Consider the following 12,814-nt stretch of genomic DNA (forward strand, 5'->3'; position numbering starts at 1 on the left):
GTAGTAAACTTTAGTAACTGAAGTTTTTAACCTAAAACCGAGATCTCATGCCATTTTATCATAAGCTGGGGAAAATTCCACATAAACGCCATACCGTTTTTAAAAAACCAGATGGCAGCTTGTATTCTGAACAACTTTTTGGAACTATAGGTTTCGATGGAATGTCTTCTAATTCTTATCACGAGCATAGACCTACACAGGTTAAGGAAATAAGAGGAAGCTATAGTGTTAAACCAAAAGTTGCTACAGCAAACAATATTAAATCCTATAGATTTAGAGGGTTCCAAGTAATACCACATCCAGATTATTTAGAAAGCAGAAAAGTGATGCTTACAAATAGTGATGTAGATATTATTTTAGCTTCTCCACAACAATCCACAGACGACTATTTTTATAAAAATACAGATGCAGATGAGCTGATTTTTATTCATAAAGGAAGCGGAAAATTAAGAACCCATCTAGGGAATCTTGATTTTAAATATGGAGATTATTTATTGATCCCAAGAGGTGTTATTTATAAATTTGATTTTGATGACGAAAACAACCGTCTTTTTATAGTAGAATCAAGAAGGCCTATTTATACGCCAAAAAGATATAGAAATTACTTCGGACAATTATTGGAGCATTCTCCATTTTGTGAGCGCGATCTAAGACAGCCTTATGAATTGGAAACTAATGATGAAAAAGGAGATTTCCTGATCAAAGTTAAAAAGCAGGGAGAAATTTTTGATATGATCTATGCTACTCACCCTTTTGATGTGGTAGGTTATGACGGTTACAATTACCCATATGCTTTTTCTATTCACGATTTTGAACCGATAACGGGAAGAATACACCAACCGCCACCAGTGCATCAAACTTTCGAGACCGATGCCTTTGTGGTTTGTAGTTTTTGTCCTAGAAAATACGATTACCATCCAGAAAGTATTCCAGCACCATATAACCATAGTAATATAGATAGCGATGAGGTATTGTATTATGTTGATGGCGATTTTATGAGCAGAAATGATATAGAAGCAGGACATATTTCCTTGCATCCAGCGGGAATTCCTCATGGGCCACACCCAGGAGCTGTAGAGAGAAGTATTGGCCAGACTGAAACTGAAGAGCTTGCAGTAATGGTAGATACATTTAAACCATTAATGGTAACAGAAGAGGCTATGAAAATAGCCGACGATACATATCATAAATCATGGTTAGATCATTAATTTATGGATAAAAAGGAAAACATTTCTGTTCAAGCTAGAGCGATGTGGTAAATTAGATGCCCCAGATTGCGAAAAAGAGGTTGAATGAATTCAAAAATTAAAACAATGAGCAAAAAGATAGAATCAGTAAATTACGGATTAGAGAAAATATTTGAAGGAGCGCAAGATTTCTTGCCACTTCAGGGAACAGATTATGTAGAATTGTATGTTGGAAACGCTAAACAAGCGGCCCATTTTTATAAAACTGCATTTGGTTTTCAATCACTAGCTTATAAAGGATTAGAGACTGGAAGCAGAGATACTGTTTCCTATGTTTTAAAACAGGATAAAATTAGACTAGTACTTACTTCGCCATTGAATTCTGAACAAGAGATCAATAAACATGTTGTAAAGCATGGAGATGGAGTTAAAGTCGTGGCGCTTTGGGTGGAAGATGCTAGATCTGCTTATGAAGAAACTACTAAGCGAGGCGCTAAATCTTATTTAGAGCCAACGGTAGAAAAAGATGAAAACGGAGAAATTGTAAAAGCTGGAATTTATACTTACGGTGAAACTGTGCATATGTTCATAGAGCGTAAAAACTTTAATGGAACATTCTTACCTGGCTATGTTAAGTGGGAGTCAGATTACAATCCAGAGCCAGTTGGGTTAAAATATATTGACCACATGGTGGGAAATGTAGGTTGGAACGAAATGAACATTTGGGTGAAATGGTACGAGGATGTAATGGGCTTTGTGAATTTCCTATCCTTTGATGATAAACAAATTCATACAGAGTATTCTGCTTTAATGAGTAAGGTAATGAGTAATGGGAACGGAAGAATTAAATTTCCTATCAACGAGCCTGCTGAAGGAAAGAAAAGATCTCAGATTGAGGAGTATTTAGATTTTTATGAAGGTCCGGGAGTTCAGCATATTGCGATGGCTACAGATGATATCATAAAAGCGGTTACAGATCTAAGATCCCGTGGGATAGAATTTTTATCTACTCCTCCAGATGAATATTATAATGCAATTCCAGGAAGGTTGGAAGAATTTAGTCATGAGCTGCGTGAAGATCTTGAAAGATTAAAAGGTCTAGGAATTATGGTAGATGCAGATGAAGAAGGTTATTTATTGCAGATTTTCACTAAGCCATTACAGGACAGACCAACCTTGTTTTTTGAGATCATTCAACGAATGGGAGCAAAAGGTTTTGGTGCAGGGAACTTTAAGGCCTTATTTGAGTCTATTGAAAGAGAGCAAGAATTGCGAGGAACATTGTAGAAATAATTAAAATAATAAGGACTTAATTAGATAAGAACCAAATAACTGCCGACTTGATAAATTTTGAGTTAAAGTTTATTTTAAGGTTGCAAAACAGATTAAATCTCAGGACTTTTGCACCGCATTTTTGGAGTGGTTACCAAGAATGAATTAAATTTTTTTTCATAATTTAAGTTTTAGTTGGTTAATAAGATAAAAACCCCATCATTAATTTGATGGGGTTTTTTTGTTTTATACATTTGGAATGGAAATTGTAATTCTTGAATATCAATAAAAACTTAAAAAGTTCATAGGTGTTAATTAAAACCCCATTACATGAAAAATAGATTTACAATTCTTTGTCTCCTCTTATTTGTTTTGCCGTTAAGTTCTTTTTCCCAGAAAGCCTTTCAAGATGGCGAGTGGTTTAAATTTAGAATACATTACGGCCCTTTTAATGCTAGTTTTGCTACTATTGGTGTAAATGAAACAAGCCTTAATAATAAAAAAGTATATCATATAGTTGGTAAGGGGAAATCTACAGGATTACTGCATTTGTTTTTTAAGGTAGATGATAATTATGAGACTTATATAGATAAAAGAACAGGATTGCCATATAGATTTATTAGGAAAATAGATGAAGGTGGGCATACTAAAAATCTTCAAATTGAGTTTGATCAAGACAATAATAAGGCCGTAGTATTTGATAAAAAGCATAACGAAAATAAAACCTTTACTACAGAGAAGAATGTGCATGATATGTTATCTGCATTTTATTTTGTTAGAAATGATATCAATCCAAGTAGTTTAAACGTTGGAGATGAGCTTCATTTAAACATGTTTTTTGATAAGGAAAATCATGATTTTAAATTAAAGTTCCTCGGAAAGGAAGTTTTAAGCACAAAATTTGGTAAAATTGCCACTTTGAAATTCAGGCCATATGTAATGGCCGGAAGAGTTTTTAAAGAGCAAGAAAGTCTTACTTTTTGGATAAGTGATGATAAAAATAAGATCCCGGTAAAAATTGAAGCAGATCTTGCGGTGGGTTCACTCGCAGCAGATCTGGAAGAATTTAAAGGATTAAAGCATCAGTTAAAAATTATAATGAATTAAAGAATGAACGAAATTAAACCCGAGATCGCTGAGAGAATTTTGTTGCTTGAAGAAAAATTCAAGAATTCTGGTCAGGATATGGGTTCTTACTTAGATGGGCTTTTATATGATAAATATCTTACTTATTGGGATTACATTGGTTTAGATACCTTATTAAGTCTACAGAATCCTAAAACTCATTTTCCAGATGAGGAAATATTTGTTACCTACCACCAAATTACTGAGCTTTATTTTAAGCTTATTTTGCATGAACAAAAGCAAATAATTGCTGAGGTGAATCTAACCGGTTCTTATTTTATTGAAAAATTAACCCGACTAAATAGGTATGTTAGAATACTAATAAATTCTTTTGATGTGATGATCAAGGGGATGGAGCGGGAGCAATTTCTTCAGTTTAGAATGGCATTATTACCAGCTAGTGGATTCCAATCTGCGCAATTCCGAATGATCGAGATTAACGCGACTCCACTTCAGCATTTAATCCCATTTAAGGAGCGTCATAATTTTTCTTCAGAAAATACTATTGAAGAGCTTTATGAGAATATTTATTGGAAAAAGGGCGGGATCGATCTTTCGACAGGAGAAAAAACACTTACTCTTAAACAATTTGAAATTAGATATACCTCAAGATTCTTGAGAATTGCAAATCAAGTTAAAGGGAAAACCTTATATCACCAATATCTTCAACTTCCAGAAGAAGAAAAAAGTAATCCGTTATTAATTGAAGGTCTGCGTAAGTTCGATACCAATATTAATATAAATTGGTTGTTAATGCACATGGGAGCAGCACATAGATATCTTAATAAGGATAATAAAACCATTTCTGCTACTGGAGGAACCAACTGGAAAGAATTTTTACCTCCAAGTTTTCAGAAAAATAGTTTTTTCCCAAATCTATGGAGCGAAGAGGAGTTTGATAATTGGGGTAAAGAATGGGTTGAGCACATGTATAATTCACAAAAATAGCATTGAAATTGAAGAATATAAAATATTTGCTTTTATTGGTAGTTGCATTTACAGCATGCAATAATGAAGATGATAGTAAAAAAGAAATTAGTGAAGTTAAAGTAGAAAAGGTTATTCCTATAATTAAGGAATATGGTTTTGTGCTGAATGATTATAATGTTATTAGGGATACAATACGATCTGGGGACAGTTTTGGAGAACTTTTAGATAACCAAGGTGTTAGCAGGTCTAAAGTCTATGAGATCACAGAGCAAGTGAGCAATGAAACCTTTAACCCTACAAAGTTAGTGGTAGGGAAGCCTTATGTTATTTTAAAAGCGAAAGATTCTTTAGGTACTCCAGAGTACTTCATCTATGAGAATGATAAAATTGATTATACCGTTGTAAATATTGGGGATAACATTGCTGCATTCAAATCTCAAAAACCGGTTACCATAAAAAGGAAGACCGTTTCTGGGGTAATTGTAAGCAATTTATCGGAAGCCATGTCTAATCAAGGTTTAAGTGTATTGTTGTCTCATGAGTTAAGCAGTATTTACCAGTGGAGTATAGATTTTTGGAAACTTCAAAAAGGAGATCAGTTTAAAATGGTATATAATGAGCGTTATATTAACGATAGTATATATGCCGGGATTGAAAATATTGAAGGTGCCGTTTTTGTACATCAAGGTAAACCATATTATGCATTTGATTATATGGCAGATCCAGAAAAAGGAGATGTAGATTTTTATGATGAAGAAGCACGACCATTACAAAGTTTCTTTTTAAAGGCGCCGTTAAATTTTAGTAGGATCTCCTCTAGATTTTCAGGAAATAGATATCATCCTGTTCAAAAAAGATGGAAAGCCCATAAAGGAACAGATTATGCAGCTCCTCATGGTACCCCGATCTGGTCTACAGCTAACGGAACCGTAATTGCCTCTAGTTATACGGGAGGAAATGGGAACTATGTTAAAATAAAACATAACGAAACGTATACAACCCAATACCTGCATATGTCCAAGCGAAATGTAAGAGTTGGGCAACGAGTAAAACAAGGAGATGTTATTGGATATGTGGGAAGTACCGGTCTTGCTACGGGACCACACGTGTGTTATAGATTTTGGGTGCGAGGAAAACAAGTAGATCCTTTTCGCCAAAACTTACCAGCAGCAGAGCCTATCGCAGACAATTTAAGAGAAGATTATTTTGCTTCTATAAAATTGACAAAAACAAAATTAGATAAAATCCCATTCAAAGAAATTTAGAGATGCTGAATATAGACCCTACAACCACTCTTGCTTGGAGAAAATTACAAGAACATTTCGAAGAGATAAAAGAAGTAGAAATGAGGCAACTTTTTTCTAAAGAGCCTCAACGATTTCAAGATTTTAGTATTCATTGGGAGGATTTTTTAGTTGATTTCAGCAAAAATAGGATCACTACAGAAACGCAACAACTTTTAGGAGATCTTGCAGAAGAGTGTGGTTTGGGAGAAGCGATCGATTCTTATTTTGGAGGAAAAAGCATTAATAGAACCGAAAATAGACCTGTCTTGCATACAGCTTTGAGAGCAAAAAACTCAGATAGCATACTTGTGGATGGTGTGAATGTGATCCCTGAGGTGTTCGAGGTGAAAGCTAAAATGGAGGCATTTACAGATGCTATTATCTCTGGGAGTGCAAAAGGATATTCTGGATTAGCATTTACAGATGTGGTTAATATAGGAATTGGAGGTTCAGACCTTGGGCCTGCCATGGTTACTGAAGCTTTAAAATTTTATAAGAATCATCTTAATATACATTATATTTCTAATGTAGATGGGGACCATGTTCATGAGACCTTAAAGCCCTTAAATCCTGAAACAACTCTATTTGTAATTGTTTCTAAAACTTTTACAACTCAAGAAACCTTGAGCAATGCCATTACTTCAAGAAAGTGGTTTTTACAATCAGCTTCACAGGAAGCCGTTCAAAAACATTTTGTTGCTGTTTCTTCGAATGTTTCGAAAGTGGAAGATTTTGGAATTTCAAAAGAAAACATATTCCCAATGTGGGAGTGGGTTGGAGGAAGATTTTCTTTATGGAGCGCCGTAGGCTTATCTGTAAGTTTAGCTGTTGGATTTCAGAAATTCGATGAGCTTCTAATGGGAGCTAATAAAATGGACGATCATTTTAGAAATGAAAAATTCAGCAACAATATACCGGTTCAGTTAGCAATGCTAAGTATTTGGTATAATAATTTTTTTAAAGCTGAAAGTGAAGCAGTGATTCCATATTCTCAATATCTTCAAAAATTGCCAAGCTATCTTCAGCAGGCAATAATGGAAAGTAATGGAAAGAGTGTAGATAGAAATGGGAAACCTGTTACTTATGAAACTGGTAATATAATTTGGGGAGAACCCGGCACCAATTCTCAGCATGCCTTTTTTCAGTTAATACATCAAGGTACTAAGTTGATCCCTGCAGATTTCATTGGTTTTAAGAGATCTTTATTTGAAGATAAGGATCATCATGATAAATTAATGGCTAATTATTTTGCTCAAACAGAAGCGCTCTTAATGGGTAAATCTGAAGATGAGGTGAAAAAGGAATTAACCAATCAAGGACTTACCACTACAGAAATTGAAAAGTTAATTGCATTTAAAGTTTTTAAAGGAAATAAGCCAACTACATCTCTTTTAATTGAGAAGTTAACACCTGAAAGTTTAGGGAAATTAATCGCTATGTATGAGCATAAGATCTTTGTGCAAGGGGTGATATGGAATATATATAGTTATGATCAATGGGGAGTGGAATTAGGAAAACAATTAGCTTCCAAGATTCTTAATGAAATTGATAGTTCTAAGGTCTCTAATCATGATAATTCTACTACAGAATTGTTAAAATCTTATTTAAATTAACAATTCTTTTATTGTTAATAAATTCTTAATAGGTTTAAGATCTTCACTGATAATCATTTGTGTAAAAATGTTATGTTTGTTGCGGGTAAATGTTAAATTCTGAAATCTTAACATTAAGTTAAAGTATGTTTTTCAGAAAATGACGTTTTTTGCCGCGAATTATAAACTAATACACAAACAATTAAAGCATGAGGAGATTATTAGCCCTAGCATTGTTTTTAACCACTGCTACAATTTTTGCTCAAGGAACCCTTACCGGTACGGTAATGGATTCTGACATGAATGCACCTTTGCCTGGAGCAACTGTGATGGTAGTTGGTACAAACAATGGAACGACTACAGATTTTGACGGTAAATTTTCGTTGAATGTTAAAGCAGCTTCTGGAACAGTAGAAATCAGTTTTATTGGTTTTGAAAAGAAGTCTATGCAATTCGTTGTTGCAAATGGAGCAACAAAAGATTTAGGAAGCATTGTGTTAAATGCAGATGCAAATGCATTGGATGAGATCGTAGTTACAAGTTTTTCTCTTGCTATAGATCGTAAAACGCCAGTTGCTGTTTCTACAATTAGTGCAGAAAAAATTGAAACTAAAATTGGAAATCAAGAATTTCCAGAAATCCTTAAATCAACTCCTGGAGTTTATGCAACTAAATCTGGAGGTGGATTTGGAGATGCTGAATTAAGACTTAGAGGTTTTAACTCTGAGAATATTGCTGTTATGATAAACGGTGTTCCAGTAAACGACATGGAAAATGGTCGTGTATATTGGAGTAACTGGGCTGGGCTTACAGATGTAACTAGAACTATGCAAGTACAAAGAGGACTTGGTGCTTCTAAAGTTGCTGTACCTTCTATTGGAGGAACGGTAAACATTGTTACTAAATCTACCGATATGGAAGAAGGTGGTAACGTATTTGGATCTGTTGGAAACGATGGTCTTCAGAAATTTGGATTCACTGTATCTACAGGGAAATCTGATAATGGATGGGCTGCTACAATTGCTGCATCTAAAACAAGCGGAGAGCGTTTTGCAGATGGACTTCAATTTGAAGGGTATAGCTATTTTGTAAACGTAGCAAAAGAGATTAATGAAGATCATTTATTATCTCTTACTGCTTTTGGTGCACCACAACGTCACGGTCAAAGAGAAACTCAGTATTCTATAGAAGATTACCAGAGAAGTGATAGAGATATCAAATTCAACGGAGACTGGGGTTACAAGAATGGAGAAGTAGTTAACGTGCAAGATAACTTCTACCACAAACCACAAATCTCATTAAATCACTATTGGAACATTTCTGATAAAACAGATCTTTCTACTGCTGCCTATGTATCTTTTGGTACTGGTGGTGGAGGTGGTTACACTGGAGATGCTAACTTAAGAAATGCAACTGGTAGTGCATATAGATTTGCAGATTACCAACCTTTACAATTAGATCGCGTTCAGGCAGAAAATGCTGCGAATGGAGCAGATGGTTCTGGAACTATTCTTTATGATTCTAGAAACGACCATAACTGGTATGGAGCTTTATCTACCTTAACTACTAAAATCACAGATGATATTGAATTAAGTGGTGGAGTAGATCTAAGATATTATAAAGGAAAACACTTTAGAGAAGTTAAAGATCTTTTAGGTGGACAGTACTGGGCTGATAATAATAATGACAACAATCCCAACAACTTAACTCAAGTTGGTGATAAAATGGCATATAATAATGATGGTGTAGTTCTTTGGGAAGGATTATTTGCTCAAGCAGAATATTCTAGAGATGATCTTTCAGCTTTCATATCTGTTGCAGCATCTAATACATCTTATAAAAGAATAGATTACTTCCAATATTTAGACAGTGATCCTAATCAAGAAACAGATTTCGTTAACTTTTTTGGATATAGCGCAAAAGGTGGAGCAAACTACAACGTGAGTTCAAAAAGTAACTTTTTTGCAAATGTTGGGTATTTTGAAAAAGCACCATTCTTAAATGCTGTTTTTCTTAATAACACAAATGAAATTAACGAAGGTGCAGAGAATCAAAAGATCTTTAGTGCTGAGTTAGGATATGGATTTAGAACTGCAGACTTTAGAGCTAACGTAAATATTTATAGAACTTCTTGGCAGGATAGAACATTCATTAAGTCTATTCAAGGACAAGGTGATGAATTCTTTACAGCTAACATTTTAGGAGTAGACGCTATTCACCAAGGTTTAGAAATAGATCTTGATTATAGAGCTACAGATAGGCTTACTTTAACTGCTATGGCATCTATTGGAGATTACCAATGGGCTAATGATGTAACAGACGTTGTGATCTTTGATGAAAATAATGATCCAATTAATGCAGATGATCCTATTGATATTTACATTAAGGATACTCCAGTTGGAGATGCTGCTCAAACTACAATGGCTTTAGGAGTTAATTACGAAGTTTTTCCTAGAACTTACTTACGTGCAGACTTTACTTACAATGACAGATACTTCGCAGATTTTGAGCCTACAGATAGAACTACACCAGATGTAGCAGATCCATGGCAAGCACCAGATTATGGTTTATTAGATTTTGGAGTTACTCACAAATTTGAGTTTGGACCATTTGACGCTACACTTAATGCCAACTTATTTAATGCTTTAGATACAGAATATATTGCTGATGCTAGAGATGGAAGAGATCACGATGCTAATTCTGCATCTGTTTGGTATGGTTTCGGTCGTACGTATACTGTTGGAGCTAAAATTAAATTTTAAAAAATACTCAAGATGAAAAACACTTTTTATTATTTAGCTATTTTCTTAGGGCTAGCACTTACAAGTTGTGAGCCTATGGAAGATATCCATGACGATATCAACTCTAAATTAGAGAATGAAAGAGCTGTTGGAGATATAGTTTATACTTTAACAGAAGATGATTATGATGATTTAGGATTAAATTTCCCGAATTTTAATTCTGTAGATGATGCAAAGAGTTTATTGCCTGCATTTTTAGAGGATAATTACCCTAATTATGGTGCTAAGTCATCGGCAAAATTAACTTTTGATATTTATGCACCGCAATCAACTGAGAAGTTTTTAAAGGTATATACTGTTACTACAGAGGATTATGATGCATATCCTGAAACAGAAGAGTATAATAATTTTGATGACAATAGCCAGATCTATGCTTTTTTAAATGACAAGTTTCCAGATCTAGAGAATCGTACTTTAGTTTCTTTAACTTACAAGTTCTATGATGGTTCATTAAAAACCTTAAACAACGGGTTTCTTTATGTTAATGATGAATTTCAATTCATCCCAGGTTTAACAGATGATGAATATGAATTAGTTGGGGAAGGTTTCCCTAATTTCTCTACGGAAGATGAAGCAGATGTGAAACTTCCATTATTGTTAAAGGAAAAGTACAAGTTTGAAATTCTTGAAGCAGGAGATATTAAATCTATTATGTACAAACTTTACACTACAGATGTTCAAGATGTAGATGGTGATGGTAGTATTACAGATAGAGCTACTTATAGCTACGTAAAATACTTTATTTACGACGGAGCTAAGTTTTCTCCTTATAACAATACTTTAAGTCAAAGCATTCAATTTGGAAATATAGATGGTGTTTGGATTCCAGACAATACTATAAGATATACTTTAGCTGGTTCTGATTATTCATTAGTTGGAAGTGAGTTTTTGGCTACTTACCCTGGTCCTGCAGATAATGTTGGAAACTTCTCAAGTTTTGATGTAAGAGAATCATCTAGTAACTTATGGAAACCAGAAATGTTAATTGAAGCTATGAATGTAGTTTTAGATAACCTTATGCCAAATGCTGAAGAAGGACAACAATATGTAGTTACTTTCGATGTATACAATGGCTCTGTAGTTAGCCAAGAGTTAAGCTTAATTAAAACTAATGGAGTTTGGGTTATTAACGAATAACACAACTTTATACATTATACAAAACCTCTTATCCATGCTTTTGGATAAGAGGTTTTTTTATTCTTTGAATTATGTGATATTTGCAACATCCTAAATTAATACAACTTATGAAAAAATTCATCTATATTTTAATAGCAGTTTTTATAGTTTCCTGTAGCACAGATGATGGTGGTACTACAGAAAAACCAACTCCTCCCGTGTCTCAAGATAAACCTGTAGCGCTTAATGATACAGCAGAAACAGTTGAAGATGAAAGTGTAGTGATCTCAGATCTATTAAGTAATGATACTGTTACTACAGGTGCAAGGATCACTTCAGCAGATACAAATAGTTCAAAAGGTGGATCTGTTACAGATAATAGAAATGGTAGTTATACTTATACTCCTACCAAAGATTTTGTAGGTGAAGAAACTTTTACCTATAAACTATGTGATCAAGATTCTAACTGTTCTACTGCTACTGTTACCATCACTGTGAATGATGCTGGATCTCCAGATGCCGTGGATGATGAAGTTAAGACGGTAACTTCGGTTTCGTTAACGATTACCAATTTAGCATCAAACGATGATATTACAGATGATGCTACTATAACTTCTGTAGATGGTTCTGCTTCTTCTGGAACAGTTACTCTAAATAGCAATGGAAGTGTTACCTACGTGCCAGCAAATGGTTTTAAGGGAGAAGATAGTTTTACTTATTCTCTTTGTGATGATGATGAAGTTGCTACTTGTTCTACAGCTACAGTTAAGGTTACTGTTTTAGACCCTGTTGCTCTTAATATTCCTAACAATTTAAAATCTTATTATGAAGATCTTGCTATCACTATAGATGGGGATCTTAATTATGAATTCGTTTCAGATCATACTATAAAAAATCATACTACTATCCTCTCTTACGGGCAAAGACATGAATATCTTTATAATGCCGATGCAGATCTAACAAATTCAGATAATGTGATTCTTATGTATACTGGTGAGAGTAGATATTATAAAGAATATACTTCGGGATCAAACTCTTATAGTCCACAAACATTTAATACCGAGCATATTTTCCCTCAGTCTAAATTAAATTCAGAAGGTGCGGTTACAGATCTTCATCATTTAAGATCTGCAGATGCAGATATCAACTCATTAAGAAGTAATTATGAGTATACCGATGGAAGTGGTTCTTACAAACTAATAAATGAAAATTCTTGGTTTCCAGGGGATGAATGGAAAGGTGATGTAGCCAGAATGGTGTTATATTTAAATGTACGTTATGGTGAGGAGTTCGTGAAAGTTGGAGGATTGGATCTGCTTCTAAAATGGAATAGAGAAGACCCTGTTTCGGCTTTCGAGATGCAACGAAATGAGGTTATTTATGCTGCCCAAGGAAATAGAAATATTTTTATAGATAATCCATATATTGCTACATTAATATGGGGAGGAGCTTCAGCAGAAAATAAATGGGATTAAATTATTAATCAATAGATATCTAACACCGCA

General features: G+C 34.2%; 9 protein-coding genes. All 9 read left to right on the forward strand.

Annotated elements, in window-relative coordinates; all coding sequences use genetic code 11:
• Window positions 1-47 precede the first annotated feature (47 nt).
• Entirely contained in the window at window positions 48-1,208 is a 1,161-nt protein-coding gene (locus BC962_RS02340; protein ID WP_121344324.1) for a homogentisate 1,2-dioxygenase, read from the forward strand.
• Window positions 1,209-1,313: 105 nt separating this feature from the next.
• Window positions 1,314-2,474 (forward strand): 4-hydroxyphenylpyruvate dioxygenase, encoded by a 1,161-nt coding sequence (gene hppD, locus BC962_RS02345; RefSeq protein WP_121344918.1) that lies wholly within the window; start codon window positions 1,314-1,316, stop codon window positions 2,472-2,474.
• A gap of 315 nt (window positions 2,475-2,789) precedes the next feature.
• Window positions 2,790-3,566: a DUF3108 domain-containing protein gene (locus tag BC962_RS02350; RefSeq protein WP_121344325.1), complete on the forward strand. Its 777-nt coding sequence runs from the start codon at window positions 2,790-2,792 to the stop codon at window positions 3,564-3,566.
• Between the two features lie 3 nt (window positions 3,567-3,569).
• Window positions 3,570-4,532 (forward strand): tryptophan 2,3-dioxygenase family protein, encoded by a 963-nt coding sequence (locus BC962_RS02355; RefSeq protein ID WP_121344326.1) that lies wholly within the window; start codon window positions 3,570-3,572, stop codon window positions 4,530-4,532.
• Window positions 4,533-4,540: 8 nt separating this feature from the next.
• The gene (locus tag BC962_RS02360; RefSeq protein ID WP_121344919.1) at window positions 4,541-5,779 is read left to right on the forward strand and encodes a peptidoglycan DD-metalloendopeptidase family protein; all 1,239 of its coding nucleotides are present in this window, start codon (window positions 4,541-4,543) and stop codon (window positions 5,777-5,779) included.
• 2 nt (window positions 5,780-5,781) lie between these two features.
• Window positions 5,782-7,413 carry a glucose-6-phosphate isomerase gene (gene pgi, locus BC962_RS02365; RefSeq protein ID WP_121344327.1) on the forward strand — a complete coding sequence of 544 codons (1,632 nt, stop codon included), beginning with the start codon at window positions 5,782-5,784 and terminating at the stop codon, window positions 7,411-7,413.
• Between the two features lie 188 nt (window positions 7,414-7,601).
• A complete protein-coding gene (locus BC962_RS02370) occupies window positions 7,602-10,154 on the forward strand; it encodes a TonB-dependent receptor (RefSeq protein WP_121344328.1) in 2,553 nt (850 codons plus the stop codon).
• Between the two features lie 12 nt (window positions 10,155-10,166).
• Window positions 10,167-11,330 (forward strand): hypothetical protein, encoded by a 1,164-nt coding sequence (locus BC962_RS02375; protein ID WP_121344329.1) that lies wholly within the window; start codon window positions 10,167-10,169, stop codon window positions 11,328-11,330.
• Window positions 11,331-11,437: 107 nt separating this feature from the next.
• Window positions 11,438-12,784: an endonuclease gene (locus BC962_RS02380; protein ID WP_121344330.1), complete on the forward strand. Its 1,347-nt coding sequence runs from the start codon at window positions 11,438-11,440 to the stop codon at window positions 12,782-12,784.
• The last annotated feature ends 30 nt before the right edge of the window (window positions 12,785-12,814 follow it).

Origin of the sequence: Gillisia mitskevichiae, from assembly GCF_003634585.1 — a bacterium.
In the GTDB taxonomy this organism is placed as follows: Bacteria; Bacteroidota; Bacteroidia; order Flavobacteriales; family Flavobacteriaceae; genus Gillisia; species Gillisia mitskevichiae.

What these genes read in the sequence shown, in the direction of transcription:
- BC962_RS02340 (WP_121344324.1), top strand. Translation starts at nt 48, where the DNA reads ATGCCATTTTATCATAAGCTGGGGAAAATTCCACATAAACGCCATACC.
- hppD (WP_121344918.1), top strand. Translation starts at nt 1,314, where the DNA reads ATGAGCAAAAAGATAGAATCAGTAAATTACGGATTAGAGAAAATATTT.
- BC962_RS02350 (WP_121344325.1), top strand. Translation starts at nt 2,790, where the DNA reads ATGAAAAATAGATTTACAATTCTTTGTCTCCTCTTATTTGTTTTGCCG.
- BC962_RS02355 (WP_121344326.1), top strand. Translation starts at nt 3,570, where the DNA reads ATGAACGAAATTAAACCCGAGATCGCTGAGAGAATTTTGTTGCTTGAA.
- pgi (WP_121344327.1), top strand. Translation starts at nt 5,782, where the DNA reads ATGCTGAATATAGACCCTACAACCACTCTTGCTTGGAGAAAATTACAA.
- BC962_RS02370 (WP_121344328.1), top strand. Translation starts at nt 7,602, where the DNA reads ATGAGGAGATTATTAGCCCTAGCATTGTTTTTAACCACTGCTACAATT.
- BC962_RS02375 (WP_121344329.1), top strand. Translation starts at nt 10,167, where the DNA reads ATGAAAAACACTTTTTATTATTTAGCTATTTTCTTAGGGCTAGCACTT.
- BC962_RS02380 (WP_121344330.1), top strand. Translation starts at nt 11,438, where the DNA reads ATGAAAAAATTCATCTATATTTTAATAGCAGTTTTTATAGTTTCCTGT.